We start from the raw sequence: 18729 nt of genomic DNA on the forward strand, positions 1-18729 counted from the left end.
TCGCGGGGGGTCTCGTCGTTCACGGGCCTCGGCCGGGGGCACGAGTTCCCCCGGCGTCACCTCCACGTACGCGTGACCGTCAGCCGTGGACCTGCTCCCCGTCGACGAAGGTCATCCGGGCCTTGGTGGTCCAGATCTCGCCGGGCTCGAGCGTGAAGGGATCCCGGTCGAGCACGACGAGGTCGGCCGGGCGGCCTTCCTCGATCGCGCCGGCGGGGGACCGGTTCAGCCAGGCCGAGCCGGCCGTGTACGCGTTCATGACCGTCCTGAGGTCGATGCTCTGGCCGGGGAGGAACGGCGTCTGGGCGGTCGGGTAGGACGCGTGGACCGAACTGCCCGGTTCGGTCCGGTTGACCGCGACGTGCATGCCCTGGATCGGGTCGGCCGACGAGACGGGCCAGTCCGAGCCCGCCGCGAACCGGGTGCCGTGCCGTACGAGATCGGCGAAGGGGTACTGCCAGGCCGACCGCTCCTCGCCGAGGAACGGGATGCACAACTCGTCCATCTGGGCGTGGTGGGTCGCCCACAGCGGCTGCAGGTTCGCGGTCACGCCGAGCGCGGCGAAGCGAGGGACGTCCTGCGGCGTGATGATCTGGAGATGGGCGACGTGGTGCCGGTTCTCCGGGCTCGTGCCGGACAGGGCGTCCAGCGTCTCCCGTACGGCACGCTCCCCGATGGCGTGGAAATGGACCTGGAAGCCGAGCTCGTCGAGTTCCCGGACATAGCTCTTGAGCAGCTCGGGATCGACGTACGACAGGCCGGTGCCGCCGCAGCGGCAGTAGGGCTCGATGACGGCCGCGGTGAAGTTCTCCGCGATGCCGTCCTGCATGATCTTCACGGACGTCGCGCGGAACCGGTCGAGGCCCTCGGCCTTGGCACGCCGATCGACGAGGTCGGGGATCTGTTCCACGCCACGCGCCCGGTCCCACCAGAGGGCGCCGACGACGCGCGCCTTCAGGCGGCCCGCGCCGGCGGCCTCGATGTAGGTGGACAGGTTGTCGTCCGATCCGGCGTACGAGCCGACGATCGCGTCCTGCCAGCCGGTGATCCCGAGCGAGAAGAGGTACGACTGAGCGTCGAGCAGGGCCGCGTCGGCGTCCGCGGGGGTCGGGCGCGGCGTGAGCAGGCCGACCAGGTCCATCGCGCCCTCGTGCAGGACGCCGCTCGGAGTGCCGTCGGGGTCGCGCTCGATGCGGCCGTCGGCGGGGTCGGGGGTGTCCCGGGTGATCCCGGCCGCCTCCAGCGCGCGGGTGTTGACCCACGCGGCATGGTGGTCGCGCTGGATCAGGTAGACGGGCCGGTCGAGGAAGTCGAGCTGGGAACGGTGGGGGAGGCCGTTGGGGAAGGCCGACATGTCCCAGCCACCACCATCGATCCACTCCTTATCCGGATTTTTCATGGCATAGTCGGCGACTTTTGCCACATACGCGTCTAAGCCGTAGATCTCCGACAGTTCGCACTTGGCCCGCTCGAGTCCCGCCTGCACCGGGTGGATGTGGGCGTCGGTGAACCCCGGCGTCAGCAGGCCGCCCTCGAGTTCCACCGCCTGAGCAGCGGGCGAGAGCCGTACGAGATCGGACTCGGCGCCGACGGCGGCGATGCGGCCGTCGCGGACGAGGACCGCTTCGGCGAAGCCGTCCGGGGTGAAGGCGCGGCCGCCGCGGAAAAGGATGTCACTGCTCACAGGACTGGTGCCCTTCTGGTGGTGCGAACTGCATGATCACGAAAGGTGTTCCCTCAGGTCAGCGTAGTCGCCGCCGAATCCGTGCATGATCACGATCGGTATTCGGCCAGGTCGCCGGGCTGATCGCCGAAGGTATGCATGATCACGGGGGAGAGGGGGTCAGTGGCCGGTGATCTTATTGGCGATCTTGGCGAGGGTGGAGGTTCTGGTCAGTCCCCGGTTCTCCCGGGCGTCGGCCAGGCGGTAGAGGCGGTACATCGAGTGCACGCCGAGCCAGCGCAGGGGCTCGGGCTCCCAGGAGCGGACCCGGCGGTCGACCCACGGCAGCGAGGTCAGCTCGGTGTCCCGTTGGAGGACGAGGTCGCACAACGTGCGCCCGGCCAGGTTCGTGGTCGTCACCCCGTGCCCGGTGTAACCGCCGGCCCAGCCGAGCCCGGTCGCGTGGTCCACGTGGACGGTCGCGCACCAGTCGCGCGGCACGCCGAGCACGCCCGACCAGGCGTGCGCGACCTGTGAGGACGCGACGGCGGGGAAGAACGAAGTGAGCAGGTCCCAGAGCGCGTCGATCGTCCAGGCGTGCGTGTGCCCACGCTCGTCGATCTTCGATCCGTAGAGGTACGGCTTACCCCGGCCGCCGAAGGCGATGCGGTCGTCGGCGGTCCGCTGGGCGTACATGTAGTAGTGCGCCATGTCGCCGAGCAGTTCGCGGCCGGCCCAGCCGATGGAGTCCCACACCTGTGCGGGCAGCGGCTCGGTGACGATCATGGAGCTGTTCATCGGGAGCCAGTCCCGGTGGTGTCCCGGGATGGTCGCGGTGAATCCCTCGGTGCACCGCAGCACGTGGCGGGCGGTCACCGTGCCGTACGGCGTGACCGCACGGCCGGGGGCGATCTCCGTCACCGGCGTCCGCTCGTAGATTTTCACGCCGAGGTCCCGTACGGCCCGGGCCAGCCCTTGGGCGAGCTTCGCCGGCTGGATCCGGGCGCAGTGGGGACTCCATGTCGCGCCGACGGCGCCGCTCACTCTGAGGCGCTCGTCCATCTCACCGGGGGACAGCAGGCGCACGTCCTCCTCGGTCCAGCCCCACTCCCGCTGCCAGTCGAGGTCCTCCCGCAACCGCCGGGCCTGGGCGGCGGACCTGGCCACGGTGGTGATGCCGCCCTTCACGATGTCGGCGTCGACGCCCTCCTCGGCGGTCACCCGGACGACCTCGTCGACCGCGGCGAACATCGAGCGCTGCAGCCGTCTGGCCGCGTCCGGGCCGTGGGTCTTCGCATACCGCTCGGGCGTGCCGGCGAGCGCACCGGTGAGCCAGCCGCCGTTGCGCCCGGACGCCCCGAAACCGGCGAACTCCTTCTCCAGCACCACGATGTCGAGCGACGGCTGGGCCTTCTTCAGGTAGTAGGCGGTCCACAGGCCCGTGTAGCCGGCTCCCACGACGGCCACGTCGGCCCGGACGTCGCCCCCGAGGGGTTCGCCCGGCGCCGGGAGTCCCAGAGAGCGGTACCAGAACGAAACGTTCCCGTTGACGAAACCCGAAGAAAGCGGAGCATTCATGGTGCACATCCTGCTATATCCGTTCTCTCCAGCACATCCCGCGACGGAAGTCGTTGGCTAATCGCGATGCTTATGCTGATAACGGCAGCCATCTGTGCGTATATCGGTCTGAAACGGCAGGCTCACCGTTGCGTAGCAATCGCGTAACAGAGGTGCGTCAAGCTGAGACACAGCGCAACGGAGGGAGCAGCACCGATGGGGTTCTTGCGGGTCCGGACGACGGTCGACGAGCGGCCGGGACGTCTCGCCGCACTCGCGGCGGCCCTCGCCGAGAAGGGCGGGAACATCCTCGGCCTGTCCGTCCAGCCGGACACGGACGGCACGGTCGACGAGTTCGTGACGGAGATTCCCGCCTCGCCTGACGTGGTGCGTGAGGCGCTGGAGGCGGCGGGAGGCCGGCGGGTCCAGGTCGTGCCCGCGACCGCGCACGAGCTGACCGACGAGCCGACCCGCGCCCTGCTGCTCGCCGCCCGGCTCCGGGCGATGCCGTGGCGCCTGCCCGAGATCCTCGGGGAGTTGCTGCGGGCCGACGACTCCCGCTGGGTCTACGGCGCCGACCCCGGACGTCCGCGCGGGGACACGGAGACGGGAGAGCTTCCCGACCCCACCCTGCTGGTGGTCCCCGTGGCCGCGCGCCGGGCGATCCGGCTCCGCCGCGCCGGGCTGCCCTTCACCCTGACCGAGGCGGCCCGGGCCGCCGCGCTCGTGCGGCTCGCGCAGCCGCCCGCCGAGGTCGCCCCCGACGGCCCCCTGCGGCTGGCCGACGGCGCCGAGGTGCTGATCAGGCCCCTCACCTCGCTCTACCGGGAGGCGGTTCGCGACCTGCACGAGCGCTGCTCACCCGAGACGCGGCGGTTCCGCTACTTCACGGCCATGCCGACGCTGCCGCCCCAGGTGTTCGACCGGCTCTGCGACCGCAACCGAGGACACTCGCTCGTGGCCGGGCACGACGGTCAGGTGGTGGCGGTCGCGTCGCTGATGTTCACTCCCGACCCGGGCATCGCGGAGATCGCGTTCCTGGTCGAGGACCGCTGGCAGGGACGCGGGATCGGCACCGCGATGGCGCGCATGATCATGCAGGAGGCGCGCGACCTGGGGTTCGCCGAAGTGCGGGCGAGCCTGCTGTCCGACAACGCCCGCATGCGCAGGCTTCTGACCTCCCTCGGCGCCACGCTCACCCACACCGAGGACCCCGGTGTGATGGAGGCGCGGATCGCCGTGGGTGTGATGGCGGCTTCTCCGAGCTGAGCCGTCACAGGTGATCCATCCTGGTCCGGCGGGGCTCAGGGACGCCGGGCCAGGATGATCACTCAGGAGAGCCGGAAGAGCCGGGAGAGCCGGGAGGGCCGGGGTCCGGCGGCGCGTTCATCGCGTCCAGCCGGCGTTCGATGCGGTCCACAGCCTCCTGTAGCCGGTCGATCCTGGCCACCAGCGAAGGCCCGAGAGACGGGAAGGCCCCGGAGTGGCCGCCCGCCTCACGCTGGAGCCGGGTCTCCTCGATGACCTTCTGCCGGATCCGGTCGAAGTCCACCCTGCGTTCGATGAGCACCTGGGCCCCGGCTCCGCCGCCTTCCCGGATCAGGCCCAGCAGGATGTGCTCGGTGCCGATGTAGTTGTGCCGGAGGTTCAGGGATTCACGGAGCGAGAGCTCGAGGATCTTCTTCGCCCGCGGTGTGAAGGGGATGTGCTCCTCGGGGCTGGGGGACTCCCCCATGCCCACCATCCGCCTGACCTCCTCACGCAGGGGCTCGAGCTCGATGCCCTCCTCATGGAGGATCTTGGCGGCGAGGCCCTCGCCCTCGTGGACGAGGCCGAGCAGCACGTGTTCAGACCCGATGTAGCGGTGGTCGAGCATCCTCGCCTCCTCCTGGGCGAGAAGCACGACTCGGCGGGCTCGGTCGGTGAAGCGCTCGAACACGGGAGGCCTCCGTCGTTGGGCGGTGCTTCCACTATGCGTCAGGACGGTCCCCCGACGGCAGCGCGAACCGCAGGAGAATGCCGTTCCAGTGCAGTGTGGAGGGGCGGCGGGCCGGTGGACGTGAGGCGCGACTGCGGGTACAGGTGGAGCCATGGATCTCGACGCGGCAGGCGACCGGTTGTACGGCCTCGCACCGGGCGAGTTCGTCGCCGCCCGGGACGCGCTGGCCAAGGAGGCCAAGACGGCCGGTGACGCGGCCCTCTCCCGCCGGATCGCCGCACTGCGCCGTCCCACTGTCGTCGGCTGGGCCGTCAACCAGGCCGCTCGACGTCACCTGGAAGAGCTGGACGAGCTCCTCGACGTGGGCGGGCGCCTCCGCGAGGCCTGGCGGAGGCAGGACGCCGAGGCCCTGGCCGCCCTCACCCAGGAGCGGTCGGCGGCGACGGCCCGGCTCGCCCGCCTGATCCGGCAGGACGCGGAGGCGGCGGGGCAGCCGCTTTCGGGCACGGCCGGCACCGAGATCGAGCAGACACTGGACGCCGCGGTCGTCGACGAGACCGCGTCCGAGCAGGTGCGGGAGGGGCGGCTGGTCCGGGGGCTGAGCTACAGCGGATTCGCCCCGGCGCCGGTCCTCAGGCCGGTGCGGGAGGCGGCGACGCCGACCGGCGGGGGAGTGCCCTCGCGTGGACGGCAGGCGGCGCCCCCCTCGGGCGAACGGCGCAGGGGCGACGGCGAGGCCGCGAAGGAGAGGGCGGCGAGACAGAAGGCCGAGCGTGAGCGCCGGGAGCGGGAAAAGGCCGCGGCCGACGCCCGCGACGCGGCGGCGCGGGCCGATGAGGGCCTGTCCTCCTGGGAGGCCGAGCTCGCCGAAGCCGTACAGGACCACGACCGGTTGGCGGAGGAGGTGGCCGAGCTCTCCGGCAGGCTCGCGACGGCGAAGGACCGGCAGGCCACCGCCCGGCACCGCCTCGACGTCGCCCGGCGGGAGGAGAGCCGTTCCCGGCGTGCGGCGGAGTCCGCGCGACTGCGCGCGGCCCGGGCTGAGGCGGCGCTCACGGACGTCCCGCCCGTTGAAGGTTGAGTCGCTCGAGGCGATTCAAGAAGGCCGTGACCATCGGAAAGTCGTCGCATGTCCGGTTCGATTGCAGACAGTCCGCGCCACGTCGGCTCCCCTGAGTTCGACTAGTGGACCCAGAAGGTCGGGAGAAAATCTTGGACTGGCGGCCCACCCGTCCGGGACCCTGCGCATCAGTCCCGCCGACGCCGCGAGCCTCGGGCTGACCGGCGGCGCGATGGCACGCGTGACGACCCGCACGGGCAGCGTCGAGGTGCCCGTCGAGATCCACGACGGCCTGCAACCCGGTCACGTCTCGCTGCCCAACGGGCTCGGCCTCTCCTATCCCGGGCCGGACGGCGCTCCGGTCGTGACCGGGGCCGCCCCCAACGAGCTGACGGCCGCCGGGGACCGCGACCCCTACGCCGGAACGCCCTGGCACAAGCACGTGCCCGCGCGCGTCGAGGCCGTCGCGGTCTGAGCCGGGCCGGAGATCCCCCGTGTGGGGGAGGCGGTTCACATCGTGAGGGGAGTCGCGGAAAGCGCCCCATGGCGATCGTGAGAGGTGCACATCACACCTCCCCCGAAAGGGCCTCGTCATGTCGACTCCCTCCATCAGCCCATCCGATTCCGGTCCGCGGCGGCCGTCCGCCGTCGCGGACCCACCCGCAGGGCGCCGGCGTCCCGGCGGGAGCACGGCACCGCCGGATTCGCGCCGAGCCGGCTGGATCGGCTACGCCGCCGTCGCCTGGACGGCGACGTACGGCGTCGTCGCGCTCGTCTGGACGTTGACCGGTCGCGGATACCCCTTCGGGCATGCGGGCGCCCTGCGCGGCATCGCGCCAGAGGTGGGCGCACCCCTGTTCGCGGCCGTCCTGCTGACCGCCGCCGTCGCGGCCCTGGCCATGGCCGGGCGGCATGCCGTACGGCTGAGTGGTGTGCCACGGGCGCTCCTCGCGGGCTTCGGCTACCTGGTGGCCGCCGTGCTGCTGGCGGTCGTGCCGAGCGCGAACGCGATGGCGCTGACCGGATACGCGCCCATGCTGATCCTCGGCGCGCCTTTCGGCTGGCCGCCGGACGTCGACTACTCGCGCGTCCTGTCCTGGACGATGGCCAACGAGATCTGGTGCATTGCCGGCGGCTACCTGCTCTGGTTCGCGGTGCTGTCCTGGCAGCGCCGCAGTCGCGGAGCCTGCGTCCGGTGCGGCCGTCGCGCGGGCACGGACGACCACGCGCGGATCGTCGCCTGGGGCCGCCGGGCGACCCTGGTCGCCGTCGTGGTGCCGCTGCTCTACGCCGCGAGCCGCCTGTCCTGGCTGGCGGGCATCCCTCTCGGAATCAGCGACGAGATGTTGCGGTCGCTTCGCGACAGCGGAGGCGTCTGGGCCGGGGCGGGCCTCGGGGCGTTCGCCGTCGTCGGGGCGATCCTGACCCTCGGGCTGATCCAGCGCTGGGGCGAGGTGTTCCCACGCTGGATGATCGGCCTGGCCGGGCGGCGGGTGCCGATCAGGCTCGCGGTGATCCCGGCGCTCTACGTCGCGCCCATCGTCGTCTCTGCGGGGCTGGACATCGCGACCTCGTCCACGATCTGGCACGTCGACGGATACAGCCCGTTCCTGGTCGTCACGCACCTGTTGTGGCCGCTGTGGGGCGTCGCCCTCGCGTTCGCCGCCTACGCCTACCACCTGCGGCGGCGCGGGGCCTGCGCCGCCTGCGGGCAGGGGACCCCTCAGCCCGCCGGGCTGACGAACCCGGACTCGTAAGCGGCGATCACCGCCTGCGTGCGGTCACGGGCGCCGAGCTTGGTGAGGACGTTGCCCACATGCGTCTTGACGGTCTCCGTCCCCACCACGAGCGCCGCGGCGATCTCGGCGTTGGACAGCCCGGCCGCCATCAGCCGCAGGATCTCGGCCTCGCGCTCGGTCAGGCGGGCCCGGCGGAGCCGGTCACCGGCCGGCCCGCCGGAGCCGTATGCGGCGGCCAGGCGCCGGATCGCCGCGGGGAAGACGACCGACTCCCCGCCCGCGAGCACCCTGATCGCCTCGATCACCTCGGCCGGCCGGGTGCGCTTGAGCACGAACCCGCTGGCGCCCGCGCGGAGCGCCTCGTAGACGTAGTCGTCGTTCTCGAAGGTGGTGATGACCAGCACCTTCGGCGGCTCGCCCGACGTGGCCAGCAACCGGCGGGTGGCCTCGATGCCGTCGATGGCGGGCATCCGCACATCCATCAGCAGCACGTCGGGCCGGGTGCGGGCGACCATCGCCGGCACCTCGGCCCCGTCGGCGGCCTCACCCACCACCTCGAGGTCGGGCTGCGCGTCCACGACGACCCGCAGCCCGACCCGGATCAGCTCCTCGTCGTCGGCGATCGCCACCCTGATCGTCATGGCCGCTCTCCCGTCGGCAGTCGCACCGTCACCCGCCACCGCCCGTCCTCCGGCCCGGCCGTCATCGTGCCGCCGAGCAGGCGCACCCGTTCGCGCATCCCGTCCAGCCCCCGGCCGCCCTCCCTCGGCCGCTCCGCTCGCGTGATCGGATTGGCCACGTCGATGACCAGCAGCCGGCCGCCGACGGCGACCCGCACCGCCACCGGGACCCGGCCCGCGTGACGCAGCGCGTTCGTGAGGCTCTCCTGGACGATGCGATAGCCCTCGCGGGACACGGCCGCGGACAGGCCCTCCAGAGACCCCTCGATCGCAGTGTGCACCTCCACGCCCGCACCGCGGGAGCGGGCCACCAGCCCGTCGAGGTCGGCCAGCCGGTGAAGTGGCGCGCGCTCCGCGGCCTCGCCGTCGCGGAGCATGCCGAGCAGGCGGTCGAGGTCCTCGGCCGCGGCACGCCCGGTGTCCTCGATCGCGGCGAGAGCCCGGCGCGCGAACGCCGGGTCCTCGTCGAGCACCTCCCGCGCGGCCGAGGCCTGCACGGTCGTCACCGTCAGCGCGTGACCGATGGAGTCGTGCAGTTCGCGGGCCAGTCGGTTGCGCTCGGCGAGCCGTACGGCCCGGGCCTCCAGAGCGGCGATCCGCTCGGCGGGCGACGGGCCGAGCAGCACCGGGGCCATGACCGCGGCGAGCGCTCCGAGCCCGGCCACGGCGTAGCCGACGCAGACGATCATCGCGGCGCCGAGCAGCGCCAGCCATCCCGTGTCGTGCTCGTCCAGCGGGCCGATCCGGAGACCGGCGAGCGAGTCGCCGCCGATTCCGAGGCGCTGCCCGATGAAGAGCACGGCCGTCGTCAGGGGGATGAGCAGCAGCACCGCCACCAGCCCCCCGATCGTGAGATGCAGCGCGAACCACAGCGCGGAACGCAACCTGGTGTCGCGCGCCTCCCGCACCGGCTCGGCGGTCGCTGGAGGGTCGGGCAGGGGGACGCCGAGCAGCGAGCGCGCCGCCACGATCTCCAGGGCCCGCGTGCCCCGCAGGAACGGCGGCACCGAAGCGATCACGAGCGCGATGGCGAGCACGAGCAGGGCCAGCGGCAGAGGCATCTGCGGAGCGGTCAGCAACTGCGCGAAGGCCACCCCCACCAGCACGTACGGCAGCAGCAGGACGGCCCCGAGCAGCAGATGGACGCCGCGGCGGTAGGTCGTGCCGCTGACGAGCGGGCCGACCAGCCGGCGGATCCTCACGCGAGTCATTCTGGCCGATACCGCGCCGGTCGCGGCAGGCCCGGCCTCAGCGGTTGCCGGCCTGGTTGTTGAGCTGCGACACGGCGGTCTGGAAGTCGCTCACCCACTCCGAGGTCTCCTCAGCGGTGATGAGCGAGATGTCGGACATGAACGACCTGAGCAGTTCGAGGTATTCGTGGACCGTCGACTGATCGGGGCCGATGGCGTCGCGGGCGTTCATCGCGGCCCAGTCGAGCTGGAACTCCACGAGCCGGTGCTGGATCCGCTGCGCGGCCACCATGTCCCGCATCCAGCCGGAGGACAGGCCGAGGAAGTGGTCGAAGGCGACGCACACACCGGCGGCGGCGAGCAGCACGTACCCCCAGGCGAGGCTTCCGTCGGAGCTTCCCGCGGTCGCCGCCAGAGGCTGGAGGGCGCCCGCCGCTCCGAGCAGGATGGCGAGCCCGCGAAGGATCTGCGACGGCACGCGCTTGCGTACCCGGTCCTCGAGGTACCAGTCGGCGTTCGCGATCGCCCGGGCCTCCGCACCGGCGTACATCCGGCGCAGAGCAGCCTCCGGGGCACGCCACTCCTCCGGGGTCAGCAGGGGGAACGGGGGGACGTCTCGCCGTCCGCGGCGATTCGGGGCACTCGCAGGCGCCGGCCGCGCTGGGCCGGGGCTCCGCGCGGCGTCCGGGCGCGACTCGGACGGCAGGCCTCCGGTGGGCGTGGGCTCGTCGGGCATGGTCACTCGTCTCCCGCGGCAGGGCCGCCACAGCCATGCCGGCGGGGGGTCGCACCGGCGGGGCAATCATAGGCGCAACACCCGGCGGGACGCCCGTCGCCCTTTTGACCTGCATGAATGAGTGTTGAACGCCCGTGGGTAGACGTTCGTTTGAACGTCGGTCTGCAAGCCTGGATTCGACGGGGGGTTATGACGTGGACGGGATCGCCGACATGGGGGGCACCGAGGGATGGGGTCCCGTTCGTCCGCCGCGCGCCGGGGAGCCGGTCTTCGAGGAACGCTGGCAGGGCCGGGCGTTCGCCCTGGGCTTCTACTCGATCCGGGTGGCCGGGTGGAACGTCGACGCGTTCCGGCACGCGACGGAGCGGCTCGACCGCTCCGCCTATCTGGACGACGGCTACTACGGCCGCTGGCTCAACTCCGCCGAACTGGTGCTCACCGAGAGCGCGATCCTGGCGCCGGGCGCGATCGACGCCCGGGCCCGCAACCTGCGCGGTGAGCACGCCGAGGAGCCGCCGGTCCCCGAACCCGCCAGGCCCGCCTACGCCCCTGCGGCCGAGGGCTCGCTGCGCACCGTGGACACCCCTCCGGCCTTCGCCGTGGGTGAGCAGGTGCGGGCCAAGGACATGTCGCCGCCGGGGCACACCAGGCTGCCGCGCTACGCGCGCGGCCACGCCGGAGTCGTCGAGCTCATCCAGCCCGCCGCGGTGCTGCCGGACACGAACGCCCACTTCGTGGGCGAGAACCCGCAGCACGTCTACTCGGTGCGGTTCGACTCGCGCGAGCTGTGGGGCGCCGCCGCCGAGCCCTTCGCCGTCACCCTCGACCTGTTCGAGAGCTACCTGGAGAAGATCTCATGACGGGCGCCGGATCCGAGGAACGCCTTTCACCTGCGTTGCGGACCGAGGCCCTCGAAGAGTTGCTCACCGAGCGGGGCCTGGTCGACCCGGACGCGGTGGACAGGCTCATCACCCAGTACGAGACCAACGTGGGTCCGCTCAACGGCGCCAAGGTGGTCGCCAGGGCGTGGACCGACCCCGAGTACCGCCGCCGGCTGCTCGACGACGGCACGGCCGCCATCAAGGAGCTGGGCTTCGGCGGGCTGCAGACCGAGTGCCTCGTCGTCGTGGAGAACACCGCGACCACCCACAACGTGGTGGTCTGCACGCTGTGCTCGTGCTACCCCTGGGCGGTGCTCGGCCTGCCGCCGAGCTGGTACAAGGATCCCGCCTACCGCGCGCGGATGGTGAGGGAGCCGCGCACGGTCCTGGCCGGGATGGGCCTCGAACTCGCCGACGACGTGCGGATCACGGTCCGGGACTCCAGCAGCGAGGTGCGCTGGCTGGTGCTCCCCGAACGTCCTGCCGGGACCGAGGACATGTCCGAGGAACAGCTCGTGTCGCTGGTCACCCGGGACGCGATGGTGGGCGTCGCGAAGGTCGTGGCGCCGTGACCGCCCCGCTGGACATCGAGGGCCCGGCCGCGCCGCCGCGTTCCAACGGCGAGCTCGTGTTCGCTGAGCCGTGGGAGAGCCGCGCCTTCGGCATGGCCGTCGCCCTGCACGAGGCGGGGGCGTTCGCCTGGCCACGGTTCCAGGCGGCTCTGATCGCCCGGATCGCGGCCTGGCAGGCCGCACCGGCAGACGAGCCCTGGGACTACTACCGGCAGTGGCTCGGCGCTCTGGAGGACGTGCTGGCCAGGGGCGGCGCCGTGCTCCCCGGCGAGGTCGCCGAACGGGCCCGCGCGCTGGCCGGGAGGCCCGCCGGGCACGACCACCCAGCAGGCCACGGGCATGACCACCCGGCCGGGCATGACCACGCGGGTGGCCACGACCACCCGGCCGGGCACGGTCACGGCCATCCGCATTGACCCGTGACCTCGGCACAGGCCCGTCGCGTGCGTCAGGGGGAGGCGATGCGGCCCAGAGTGGGCGGGATCTTGGCGGCGGACGCCCGGTCGAGCAGGAAGAGCGTGCCGTGCCGTCCCCTGGCTCCCGCCGCGGGGACCTGCATCTGGCCCGCGGTCGACAGCGCCAGGTGTACGGCTTGCGCCTTCTCCGCGCCGCCCGCGACGACCCACACCTCACGTGCGGCCTCGATGGCCGGGAACGTGAGCGAGATCCGGGTGGGCGGCGGCTTGGGCGAGCCGTGCACCGCGACGACCGAGCGCTCCTTCTCGTAGAGCGCCGGCTGGCCGGGGAACAGCGAGGCCACGTGGCCGTCCGGCCCCATCCCGAGGAGCAGCAGGTCGAACGACGGCACCGGCCCGTGGTCCTCCGGCCTGGCCGCCTTCGCGAGCTCGACGGCGTACGCCTCGGCCGCCTCCTCGGGGGTCAGGCCGGAGTCGGGACCGGGCATCGGATGGACGCGGTCCGGGTCGACGTCGACGTGGTCGAGCAGAGCCTGACGGGCACCCGTCTCGTTGCGCTCGGGGTGACCGTCGGGAAGGAAGCGCTCGTCCCCCCACCAGATGTCGAGCGCCCGCCAGTCGATCGCGTCACGAGCCGCGGTCGCCGCCACGGCCGCGAGCGTCGCGATGCCGACGGTGCCCCCGGTCAGCACGACGTGGGCGGACCCGCGGGCCGCCTGGGTGTCAACCAGCCGGGTGATCAGCCGGGCGGCCGCGGCCTGGGCCAGCACCTCGGCGTCCCGGTGGACGATGACAGTGGGAACGCTCATGACGATTTCTCTTTCACGTGCGTGGTGGCCGGGGAGCCCGTGGGCTCCCCGGCCACGGGTCAGTGGACGGACGCCTTCGCCAGCTGCTTGATCGCCGACAGGTAGGTCTCGTCCGGGTCCAGCCGCCGGAGCTCCTCGGAGAGCAGCTCCGAGGTCGGCCTGCGGGTCAGGGCGACCCGCCGGTCCGGCTGACCGGGCTTCGACAACGTCGCAAGGCGGGCGTCGGACCTGGACACCTTGAGCTCTCCGCCGTTCGCGACGGCGAGCCGCACCGCCGTGAGGCCGGGGCCGGGCGACTCCACGACCTCGATGGGGGCGTCCAGCCGCTGCGACAACCACGCCGCGAGCAGCGGCGCGCTGGGGTTGCCGGCGGCGGCCTCCACGACCCCCGACTCGATCTTCCCGACCGGCTGGTCGAAGGCCGCGGCGAGCAGGCTCCGCCACGGCGTCAGCCGGGTCCAGGCGAGATCGGTGTCCCCGGGGACATAGCCGTCGAGCCTCGAAGTGATCGTCGCGACCGAGTCCTGCGCCGCGCGGGCGTCGGTGATGCGACGGCTGGCGAGGTGCCCGACGGCGTCCTTCGCGGGGACCGCGGGGGAGACACCCGGCCACCAGGCGACCACCGGCGTGTCGGTGAGCAGCAGCGGCGTGATGACCGAGTCGGCGTGCCCGGTCAGCTTGCCGTACAGCCGCAGCAGCACGATCTCACCGGGGGACGACTCGCCCACCCTGATCTCGGCGTCGAGCCGGTTGGCCTCGGCCGGGTCGCGGTTGATCACCACCAGTATGCGCGAAGGGTGCTCCCGCGCCGCCTCGGTCGCCGCCCGGACCGCGTCGTACTGCCCGGCCTCGTCGACGACCATCACCAGCGTCAGCACCATGCCGACCGCGGGCGCGCCCATCTGGTGCCGGAGCCGGGTCAGCGTCGAAGAGATCTTCGACGCCGTCGTCTCTGTCAGGTTGAAGGTCGTCAACGTGCGCTCCGCTCGTTCAGCGTTCCTGCCGGATGGCCGGCGGTCGTCCGGTTCACATCCGCCTCCAGGCGCGCCCGTCCCTGGCCAGCATGGCGTCGGCCGAGGTGGGGCCCCAGCCGCCGGAGGCGTACGCCTCGGGTCGGCCGTGCTCCGCCCAGTACTTCTCGACCGGATCCATGATCATCCAGGAGAGCTCGACCTCCCGCTGGTGCGGGAAGAGCGGCGGGTCGCCGATCATGACGTCGAGGAGCAGCCGCTCGTAGGCCTCGGGAGAGGACTCCATGAACGACTCGCCGTAGGCGAAGTCCATGCTGACGTCCCTGACCTCCATCGCGGTGCCCGGCACCTTGGACCCGAACCGCACGGTGATGCCCTCGTCCGGCTGGACCCGGATGACCAGGGCGTTCTGCCCGAGGATCTCGGTGTCGTCCTTGCTGAACGGCAGGTGCGGCGCACGCTGGAACACCACGGCGACCTCGGTCATGCGGCGGCTGAGCCGCTTGCCGGTGCGCAGGTAGAACGGCACGCCCGCCCAGCGGCGGTTGGCCACCTCCAGCCGCATCGCCGCGTAGGTCTCGGTGATGGACTCCGGCGGGATGCCGTCCTCCTCGAGGTAACCCACGACGGGCTCGCCGCCCTGCCAGCCCGCCGCGTACTGGCCGCGGGCGGTGCCGGTGCCGAGGTCGGGGGGAAGCTGGACCGCCCGCAGGACCTTCTCCTTCTCCCGGCGCAGCGCGTCGGCGTCGAAGGAGATCGGGTCCTCCATCGCGACCAGTGCGAGCAACTGGAGCAGGTGGTTCTGGATCACGTCCCGGGCCGCGCCGATGCCGTCGTAGTAGCCCGCGCGGCCGCCGATGCCGATGTCCTCGGCCATCGTGATCTGGATGTGGTCGACGTAGCCGCGGTTCCAGATCGGCTCGTAGAGCGTGTTGGCGAACCGGAGCGCCAGGATGTTCTGGACGGTCTCCTTGCCCAGGTAGTGGTCGATCCGGAAGACCGACTCCTCCGGGAACACCGCGTTGGTGATCGCGTTGAGCTCGCGGGCGCTCTGCAGGTCGTGGCCGAACGGCTTCTCGATGACCACGCGCCGCCACGACCCCTCCGGGGCCTTGGCGAGGTCGGTCCGCTTGAGCTGCTCGATCACCGTGGGGAAGAACTTCGGCGGCACGGACAGGTAGAAGGCGTAGTTGCCGCCCGTTCCCCGCGTCTGGTCGATCTCCTTGAGCATCATCGCCAGCACGTCGAACGCGCCGTCGTCGTCGAACTCGCCGGGGCAGAAGTGGATGCCCTCGCGGATCTGCTTCCAGACCTCCTCGCGGAACGGCGTCCGCGCGTGCTCCTTGACCGCCTCATAGGTGACCTGGGCGAAGTCCTCGTGCGCCCAGTCGCGGCGGGCGAAGCCCACCAGGGAGAACCCGGGCGGCAGGAGCCCCCGGTTGCCCAGGTCGTAGATCGCGGGGAGCAGCTTGCGCTTCGCGAGGTCGCCGGTCACGCCGAACAGCACGAGCACGTGCGGCCCGGCCACGCGGGGGAGCCGCTTGTCGCGGGGGTCGCGCAGGGGATTGAAGGCGATCGCCTCCTCGGTGGTGGCGACCGTCGCCACCTGGGCCGCGACCGCGGTCGAAGGCTCGACCGGCGCGGCGGGACTGGTCGTGGGGGCCTGCGGTGTCACTGGTACCTCCGGCTCGGCGGTCTCCGCCGGCCCTGTCGGCTCGGTCATGGAGCCACCTCCCTGGCGATTCCTTCGCCACTTGCGCATCGCATGGTCAGAGCTCCTCAGCCACCGAGAGAAGGTGTCTGACGCCGGCGATCCGGTCGGTCAGATGGAGACGTACGGCGGGTCGGTTCCGGGAGGTCAGCGCGCGAAGGTCGCCGAGCGCCTGGGCGAGCTGCAGCCTGCCCAGCGTGTACGGCCTGTCCGGCACCTGGATGTCGTCCGTGACGGCCCCCGTGATCTGGAGGAACGCGCCCACGCCGGGCCCGCCCTTGTGGAACTGGCCGGTCGAGTGGAGGAAACGCGGCCCCCAGCCGAACGTGACCGGACGGTCCGTACGGTAGTCGAGCAGAGCGCGGAGGGTGGCCACGTCGGCGCTCGCCCACTGTTCGGCCATCTCCTCGAACGAGGCGTCCCCGACCGTGGCCGCGTCGAACGCCGCCTCCCGGTCCAGGTAGGCCATGATCGCGAGATATCCGCGGTCGGGCACGGCCCGCAGGGCCCACGTCAGCACGTCCGCCAGGTCCTTCGGGTTGCCCGGCAGGTCGCCGTAGACCTCGACCGGGCCGTCCGTGAGGATCGGCGTCCCGGTGGGCAGCGGTCCGTCCCCGGCCTCCGCGAGGATCGCGGCGGTGTTCTCCTTCGACTCGGCCACGTTGGGCTGGTCGAAGGGGTCGATGCCCAGCACGCGGCCCGCCACCGCGGTGGCGTACTCCCACACGAGGAACTGGGCGCCGAGCGGCCCGTCGACGCTGTGCGCGCCGTCACGGCCGATGTTCACGGTGTACTGGTCGTCGCCCTCGGCCGCCTCGGCTCCGACCACGGGGAGGATTCCCCGGCCCTGCTTGCCGGTCGACTCGGCGATCAGCTGCTCGATCCAGTCGGGCAGTCCGTTGATCTCGGACAGCGTGTCGAGCAGGATCAGCTTGTCGCGGCCCGCCCGGTACTCCGCGCCGAGGAGGGCGCCCAGGTCGAGGCCGGGGTTGCCCTCCGTCCGCGAGAGCAGGGGGCGGACGGCGGCGGCGTCGTCGAGCAGCTTCTCGACCTGCACGCCGGCGAGCGCGCTGGGGACCAGGCCGAAGGCGCTCAGGGCGCTGTAGCGGCCCCCGACGTTCTGGTCGGCGAGGATGACCTGGTAGCCCGACTCGATCGCCGTCTGCTCCAGAGGGGAGCCGGGGTCGGTGACCACGACGATCCGGTCCGCCGGGTCGATCCCGGCGTCCCGGAAGGCCTGCTCGTAGATCCTTCTGTGGCTGTCGGTCTCGACCGTGCCGCCGCTCTTGCTGGAGACCACCAGGAGCGTCCGCTCCAGCCGGTCGTCCAGAGCCCGCCGCACCTGGTGCGGGTCGGTCGTGTCGAGGACCGTCAGCGGCACGTCCTCGGTGGCGCAGATGACCTCGGGGGCGAGCGAGGAACCGCCCATGCCCGCCAGGACGACGTGGTCGAGGCCCTGCGCCCGGGCGCGCTCGACCAGATTCGCTATCTCGGGGAGGAGCTCCCTGCTGGTCAGGGGGAGGTTGAGCCAGCCGAGCCGAACCCTCGCCTCGGCCTGGCTCGTCGCCCCCCACAGCGAGGGATCGCCCGCGGCGAGCGCCGCGGGCACCCCCTCGGCGGCCAGCTCGTCGCTGACCGCCGATACGGCATCGGCCTCGTGGCCGATGCTCACGTCGATGGACATCGCGTGGTCAGGCCTTCCGGAGCTCTGAGTCGACCGTCTCGAGGAGCTCGTTCCAGGAGGTCTCGAACTTCTGGACGCCCTCGTCCTCGAGGACCCGGACGACGTCGTCGTAGTCGATGCCGGCGTCCTTCAGTGCGGCCATGACGTTCCAGGCCTGCTCGTAGAAGGGCCGGATCGTGTCGCCCGAGATCTTGCCGTGGTCCGCGGCCGAGTCCAGCGTCTTCTCCGGCATCGTGTTGACGATGCCCGCGGTGACGAGCTGGTCGACGTACAGCGTGTCGGGGTAGTCCGGGTTCTTGACGCCGGTCGAGGCCCACAGGGGGCGCTGCGGACGGGCGCCGGCGGCGCGCAGGGCCTGCCAGCGAGGCGAGTTCATGATCTCCTCGAAGGCGGCGAACGCGAGCCGGGCGTTGGCGACGCCCGCCTGGCCCTTCAGCGCGAGCGCCTCCGGCGTGCCGAGCTTGTCCAGCCGGGCGTCGATCTCGGTGTCGACCCGGCTGACGAAGAACGACGCGACCGACTCGATGCCGGCGAGGTTGTGCCCGTTGGCCCGCGCCTTCTCCAGACCGGTCAGCCAGGCGTCCATGACCGCGCGGTACCGCTCGAGGGAGAAGATCAGCGTGACGTTGACGCTGATGCCCTCCGACAGGGCCTGGGTGATGGCGGGTAGGCCCTCGACCGTCGCGGGGATCTTGATGTGCACGTTGGGCCGGTCGACCATCCACCACAGGGCCCGGGCCTCGGCGATCGTCGGCTCGGTCTTGCGTGCCAGGCGGGGGTCGACCTCGATGGAGACGCGGCCGTCCGCGCCGTTGGTGGCGTCGTAGACCGGCTTCAGCACGTCGGCGGCCCACCGGATGTCGAAGGTGGTGATGGCGCGCACCGCCTCTTCGACCGAAACCCCGCGTGCGGCGAGGTCGCGCAGCTGAACGCTGTAGGCGTCGCCCTTGCTCAGCGCGGACGCGAAGATCGTCGGGTTGGACGTGACGCCCGTCACGGCCTTGTCGCGGATCAGGGCGGCGAGATTGCCCGTGCGCAGGCGGTCGCGGCTGATGTCGTCGAGCCAGATGGAGACGCCGGCGTCGACGAGCCGCTTCAGGTTCTCACTCATGTGTCTCTTC

18 protein-coding genes are annotated in these 18729 nt (G+C 72.0%); 7 read left to right on the top strand and 11 right to left on the bottom strand.

From position 1 onward, the window contains the following. Window positions 1-79: 79 nt before the first annotated feature. Together Pph01_RS33535 and Pph01_RS33540 are read right to left on the bottom strand one after the other, a co-directional pair. Window positions 80-1684: an amidohydrolase gene (locus tag Pph01_RS33535; RefSeq protein ID WP_204077214.1), complete on the bottom strand. Its 1605-nt coding sequence runs from the start codon at window positions 1682-1684 to the stop codon at window positions 80-82. Window positions 1685-1843: 159 nt separating this feature from the next. After that, complete coding sequence (locus tag Pph01_RS33540; RefSeq protein WP_204077215.1) at window positions 1844-3241, bottom strand: NAD(P)/FAD-dependent oxidoreductase; 1398 nt, start codon at window positions 3239-3241, stop codon at window positions 1844-1846. A gap of 195 nt (window positions 3242-3436) precedes the next feature. Here Pph01_RS33540 and Pph01_RS33545 point away from each other — a divergent pair, with 195 nt between their 5' ends. Then, on the top strand, window positions 3437-4489 hold the full coding sequence (locus Pph01_RS33545) for a GNAT family N-acetyltransferase (protein WP_204077216.1): 1053 nt from the start codon (window positions 3437-3439) through the stop codon (window positions 4487-4489). Window positions 4490-4547: 58 nt separating this feature from the next. Here the strand turns inward: Pph01_RS33545 and Pph01_RS33550 are convergent, their stop codons facing one another. Further along, window positions 4548-5159, bottom strand: a complete 612-nt coding sequence (locus tag Pph01_RS33550; protein ID WP_204077217.1) for a Clp protease N-terminal domain-containing protein — start codon at window positions 5157-5159, stop codon at window positions 4548-4550. 151 nt (window positions 5160-5310) lie between these two features. Between Pph01_RS33550 and Pph01_RS43470 the strand changes: the two genes are divergently transcribed. The 3 genes from Pph01_RS43470 (at window position 5311) to Pph01_RS33565 (ending at window position 7976) form a co-directional block, all read left to right on the top strand. After that, entirely contained in the window at window positions 5311-6240 is a 930-nt protein-coding gene (locus tag Pph01_RS43470; RefSeq protein ID WP_204077218.1) for a hypothetical protein, read from the top strand. After that, on the top strand, window positions 6164-6694 hold the full coding sequence (locus Pph01_RS43015) for a molybdopterin dinucleotide binding domain-containing protein (protein ID WP_275412905.1): 531 nt from the start codon (window positions 6164-6166) through the stop codon (window positions 6692-6694). Before Pph01_RS43470 ends, Pph01_RS43015 begins: the two co-directional genes overlap by 77 nt. A gap of 118 nt (window positions 6695-6812) precedes the next feature. Further along, the gene (locus tag Pph01_RS33565) at window positions 6813-7976 is read left to right on the top strand and encodes a hypothetical protein (RefSeq protein ID WP_204077220.1); all 1164 of its coding nucleotides are present in this window, start codon (window positions 6813-6815) and stop codon (window positions 7974-7976) included. On the opposite strand, the gene Pph01_RS33570 is transcribed toward Pph01_RS33565, so the two are convergent. Genes Pph01_RS33570 through Pph01_RS33580 form a run of 3 tightly spaced genes read right to left on the bottom strand, consistent with a single transcriptional unit; the run spans window position 7943 to window position 10564 of the window. Then, entirely contained in the window at window positions 7943-8599 is a 657-nt protein-coding gene (locus Pph01_RS33570) for a response regulator (protein WP_204077221.1), read from the bottom strand. The two genes, Pph01_RS33565 and Pph01_RS33570, sit on opposite strands and share 34 nt — an antisense overlap. Next, the gene (locus Pph01_RS33575) at window positions 8596-9840 is read right to left on the bottom strand and encodes a sensor histidine kinase (RefSeq protein ID WP_239117212.1); all 1245 of its coding nucleotides are present in this window, start codon (window positions 9838-9840) and stop codon (window positions 8596-8598) included. Before Pph01_RS33575 ends, Pph01_RS33570 begins: the two co-directional genes overlap by 4 nt. Window positions 9841-9886: 46 nt before the next feature. Then, on the bottom strand, window positions 9887-10564 hold the full coding sequence (locus Pph01_RS33580; protein WP_204077222.1) for an SLATT domain-containing protein: 678 nt from the start codon (window positions 10562-10564) through the stop codon (window positions 9887-9889). Between the two features lie 194 nt (window positions 10565-10758). Here Pph01_RS33580 and nthB point away from each other — a divergent pair, with 194 nt between their 5' ends. The 3 genes from nthB to Pph01_RS33595 are packed head-to-tail and all read left to right on the top strand — an operon-like array spanning window position 10759 to window position 12433. Further along, the gene (nthB, locus tag Pph01_RS33585; RefSeq protein ID WP_204077223.1) at window positions 10759-11424 is read left to right on the top strand and encodes a nitrile hydratase subunit beta; all 666 of its coding nucleotides are present in this window, start codon (window positions 10759-10761) and stop codon (window positions 11422-11424) included. Further along, window positions 11421-12017: a nitrile hydratase subunit alpha gene (gene nthA / locus Pph01_RS33590; RefSeq protein WP_204077224.1), complete on the top strand. Its 597-nt coding sequence runs from the start codon at window positions 11421-11423 to the stop codon at window positions 12015-12017. The genes nthB and nthA overlap by 4 nt, the downstream gene beginning before the upstream one ends. Further along, window positions 12014-12433 (top strand): nitrile hydratase accessory protein, encoded by a 420-nt coding sequence (locus Pph01_RS33595; protein ID WP_204077225.1) that lies wholly within the window; start codon window positions 12014-12016, stop codon window positions 12431-12433. Before nthA ends, Pph01_RS33595 begins: the two co-directional genes overlap by 4 nt. A gap of 32 nt (window positions 12434-12465) precedes the next feature. Here the strand turns inward: Pph01_RS33595 and pgl are convergent, their stop codons facing one another. From pgl to tal, 5 genes are read right to left on the bottom strand one after another with little or no spacing between them, the layout of a single operon-like run. Next, window positions 12466-13242 carry a 6-phosphogluconolactonase gene (gene pgl, locus Pph01_RS33600; RefSeq protein ID WP_204077226.1) on the bottom strand — a complete coding sequence of 259 codons (777 nt, stop codon included), beginning with the start codon at window positions 13240-13242 and terminating at the stop codon, window positions 12466-12468. 59 nt (window positions 13243-13301) lie between these two features. Next, the gene (locus Pph01_RS33605) at window positions 13302-14216 is read right to left on the bottom strand and encodes a glucose-6-phosphate dehydrogenase assembly protein OpcA (protein ID WP_239117213.1); all 915 of its coding nucleotides are present in this window, start codon (window positions 14214-14216) and stop codon (window positions 13302-13304) included. Between the two features lie 52 nt (window positions 14217-14268). Continuing rightward, window positions 14269-15936: a glucose-6-phosphate dehydrogenase gene (gene zwf, locus Pph01_RS33610; protein ID WP_204077227.1), complete on the bottom strand. Its 1668-nt coding sequence runs from the start codon at window positions 15934-15936 to the stop codon at window positions 14269-14271. Window positions 15937-15982: 46 nt separating this feature from the next. Then, window positions 15983-17608 (bottom strand): phosphoglucose isomerase-related protein, encoded by a 1626-nt coding sequence (locus tag Pph01_RS33615; protein ID WP_204077228.1) that lies wholly within the window; start codon window positions 17606-17608, stop codon window positions 15983-15985. Window positions 17609-17615: 7 nt separating this feature from the next. After that, window positions 17616-18719: a transaldolase gene (gene tal / locus Pph01_RS33620; protein ID WP_204077229.1), complete on the bottom strand. Its 1104-nt coding sequence runs from the start codon at window positions 18717-18719 to the stop codon at window positions 17616-17618. Between the last annotated feature and the right edge of the window lie 10 nt (window positions 18720-18729).

Origin of the sequence: Planotetraspora phitsanulokensis (genome assembly GCF_016863295.1) — a bacterium.
In the GTDB taxonomy this organism is placed as follows: domain Bacteria; phylum Actinomycetota; class Actinomycetes; order Streptosporangiales; family Streptosporangiaceae; genus Planotetraspora; species Planotetraspora phitsanulokensis.